This window comes from Lactobacillus nasalidis, assembly GCF_016587775.1.
GTDB classification, from domain to species: Bacteria; Bacillota; Bacilli; order Lactobacillales; family Lactobacillaceae; genus Lactobacillus; species Lactobacillus nasalidis.
On sequence record NZ_BOCG01000150.1, the window covers coordinates 1 to 3,374 of the forward strand.

Annotated in this window: 4 protein-coding genes; 1 reads left to right on the forward strand and 3 read right to left on the reverse strand. The window is 53.6% G+C overall.

Features of this window, described 5'->3' with window-relative positions; translation table 11 throughout:
* Together lacNas_RS02625 and serC are read right to left on the reverse strand one after the other, a co-directional pair.
* Positions 1-561: NAD(P)-dependent oxidoreductase (locus lacNas_RS02625; RefSeq protein ID WP_280515426.1), on the reverse strand; the 561-nt coding region annotated here is incomplete at its 3' end.
* Between the two features lie 32 nt (positions 562-593).
* Positions 594-1,676 (reverse strand): 3-phosphoserine/phosphohydroxythreonine transaminase, encoded by a 1,083-nt coding sequence (gene serC / locus lacNas_RS02630; protein WP_201330354.1) that lies wholly within the window; start codon positions 1,674-1,676, stop codon positions 594-596.
* 330 nt (positions 1,677-2,006) lie between these two features.
* Here serC and lacNas_RS02635 point away from each other — a divergent pair, with 330 nt between their 5' ends.
* The gene (locus lacNas_RS02635; protein WP_201330355.1) at positions 2,007-2,630 is read left to right on the forward strand and encodes a histidine phosphatase family protein; all 624 of its coding nucleotides are present in this window, start codon (positions 2,007-2,009) and stop codon (positions 2,628-2,630) included.
* A 50-nt stretch (positions 2,631-2,680) separates the two neighbouring features.
* Here the strand turns inward: lacNas_RS02635 and lacNas_RS02640 are convergent.
* The coding region (locus tag lacNas_RS02640) for an ABC transporter permease (protein ID WP_201346561.1) at positions 2,681-3,374 on the reverse strand (694 nt) is incomplete at its 5' end.

Consider the following 3,374-nt stretch of genomic DNA (forward strand, 5'->3'; position numbering starts at 1 on the left):
GTCGGCAATGGTGTCGGCCCGCTTGATCTGCTCTGACAGGCGCCAAGCCGCGTCAACCGTCAGGTAAGGGTCGTAGCCGACGACCTTCATCCCCAGGTCCAGGCAGGAATTGGCAACCAGGGAACCGACGTGGCCCAGGCCAATGACGGCAACCGTCTTGCCCAAAAGCTCAGTGCCGTTGAAGCTGGTCTTTTCCTTTTCAGTCCGCAATGTGATGTCGGCACCTGGCTTGGCGTTGGCTGACCAGTTGGCAGCGGCGATGATGTTGCGGCTGGCAATGATCATGGAAGCCAGAACCAGTTCCTTGACGGCGTTGGCATTGCCGCCGGGAGTGTTGAAGACCACGGTGCCGTTTTCCAGCGCCTTGTCCAGGGGGATGTTGTTGAAGCCGGCCCCGCAGCGGGCAATGGCCTTCAGATTTTTGGGAAATTCATGTTCATGCAGGTCGACTGAGCGGATAAGGTAGGCGTCTGGATCGTCAGTCTGGTTGATGCGGTAGTTGTCGCCGAATTCGGCCAAGCCTTCCTTGGCAATGGCATTGTAAGTCTTGATTTGGTACATGGGGAATCCTTTCTTAATGGTAACTTAAAAAATTAGTGCTTGGCGTCAAAATCTTTGATAAAGTCACAGAGGGCTTCTACGCCTTCAAGAGGCATGGCGTTGTAGATGCTGGCCCGCATCCCGCCAACCAGGCGGTGCCCCTTTAAGTTAAGCAGCTGGTGGGCAGTTGCCTCTTTGACGAATTCAGCGTCTAGGTCCGGGTTGCCGCTGACAAAAGGCACGTTCATGATTGACCGGCTGTCTGGGTCAACCTTGCTCTCAAAATTCTTGGAGTTTGCCAGGCAGTCGTAGAGCAGCTTGGCCTTCTCCTGGTTGATGGACTCAATTCCGGCCACGCCGCCTTTTTGCTTGAGCCACTTGAGGGCCAGGCCGGCCACGTAGATCTGGAAGACCGGCGGGGTGTTCAAGGCTGATTCTTTTTTGGCTTCGGTCGCGAAGTCAAAGAGGCCGGGCAGGTCGTCGTTTTTAACCAGCAGGTCCTTTCTGATGACCAAAACGGTCAAGCCGGCCGGAGCCAGGTTCTTCTGGGCACCGGCGTAGATCAAGGCAAACTTGTTGAAGTCGTAGTCTTGGCCGAGGAAGTTTGATGACGCGTCAGCCACCAGGGGGATGTCGGTTTCAGGAATCTGGTCGTCCCGGTAGGCCGTTCCCATGATGGTGTTGTTGGTCGTAATGTGCAGGTAGTCGTAGTCCTGGTCAAATTTTGCCGGAATTTCCGGGACCGCAGTATAATTGTTGTCCTTGGCGCTGGCAACGATGTCCACCGTCAGGCCAGGCACCTTGGCCGCGTCCTCGGCTGCTCTTTGGGCCCAGTGGCCGCTGTCGACGACGGCAATGCGGTGGTATTTGCGGGCCAGGTTCAAAGGAATCGTGGTGAACTGCTGGGTAGCCCCGCCAGTGAGAAAGAGGACGTCGTATTCTTCCGGGTCCAGTTTCATGAGCTCCAGGAGGTCTGCCTTGGTTTCAGCGTACAGGTCCTTGTAGAGGGCTGACCGGTGCGAGATTTCCATGACGCTCATACCGCTGCCCGCGTAGTCGGGCAGGTCGCGCTTGATCTGGGCAATTACTTCGACTGGCAGCATGGCTGGGCCGGCCGCAAAGTTGTAGCATGTCATAAATGAATTCCTTTCTGAAAAAACAAAGGGCACTCGCTTAGCGTGAGTGCCCTTTGCCATGAAATGTTATGTTGGAGTTGTTGTTTCGGCCTCACTGTTGTTATACTGTGCTGAAGGCCATCACAAATTGCAGCCTTCTTAAGTGGAAGAAGACTGGGAGGAGGAAAAAAGTTCAGCTTGCATTGGGGTTAATGTTAAGTAAGTCATTTTTTTCGCTCCTTTCGTGTGATTAATTTTATTATAAAGCCAAAATTAGAAATGTCAACATAATTTTAATCTTGGTATAATAATTCTTAGCAAAATAAAAGCTTTAACAAACGGAGGATCAGCATGACCACATTCTACTTTATCCGTCACGGGCAGACCTTTGCCAACAAAGCAGGGCTGAAGCAGGGGACGATCAACACTCCCAACACCTATCTGACCGACCTGGGCAAAAAGCAGGCGCAGAAGCTGGCTGACCAGTTCGACATCAGCGCTTTTGACCGCCTCTTCGTGTCGCCTCTGGTCAGAACCAAGCAGACGGCGGAAATTCTGAATCAAAAAGCCGGCCTGCCGGTTGCTGAGGATGACCGCCTGCTGGAAATTTCATACGGGGACTGGGACGGGCAGAAGAACAGCGAGCTGATGGCCAAGTATCCGAATTACTTTTCTCCTTTGGTCAACGACGTGACTGAAGACTACGTCCAAGCAGCCCCAAACGCGGAAAGCTTTGCCCACGTTGAAATGCGGACGGCGGCTTTTGCCGAGGAGATCAGCCGGCGCTATCCAGACGACCAGATCGTGGTGGTGACCCACGGCTTCACGGTCAGATCATTTGCAATCAACGCCACCGGCGGCCAGGGCTTGCAGATTTTGGAGCCGGACAACTGTTCAGTGACCAAGATCCTGGTCGACCCGCTGTCCTTCAAGCAGCACCTGGTCTACTACAATCGGACCGTGACCGGTTTTTAAAAAAAGCAGGACAACAGAAAAACGGAACCGTTTCGGTTCCGTTTTGTGCTTTAATCGACAGATTTCAAAGCGTCCAGCATGTTGACGGACTTGATCTTCTTGTGCATGACCAGGGCCACTAGGGCGGTGATCACGGCAGGAATCAGGGCCGAATACATGAAGTTGCTTGCCTTCATTGCCGGGTCGAACATGGCGTTGTCCGGCGGCAGGCTGGTAATGATGAAGGAGTGCAGGCCGATCCCGAGCAGGTAGCCGCAGAGGATGCCGATGACGGAGAGAATGATCGTTTCCCGGTAGATGTACAGGGTCGTTTCATTGTCAAAGAAGCCAAGCACTTTGATGGTCGACAGCTCCCGGATTCTTTCCTCGACGTTGATGTTGGAAAGGTTGTAGATGACGACCAGGGCAAGGAGGGTGGCCATGCCGATCAGGATGATCATGACCCGGTTCAAGCTGCCCATGATGTTGTCGATGGTCTGCTTGTTGCTGGTGTTTTGGTTGATCCCCTGGATCGCCCCGGACTTCATCAGCTTCCGGGAGTACTTGGCCAAGGACTGGCCCGGCTTTAAAGTGATCAGCTGGGCGTTGGCGCTTGCCTTTTTGTCAAAAAACTTCTTGTAGGCAGCCTTGTTCATGAAGACGTAGTGGCCAATGTACATTTCGCAGATGCCGGTCACCTTGATCTTGTGCCAGCTGCCGTCGCTGTCTTTCAGCTTGATGTAGCTGCCGACTTTGGCCCCGAGC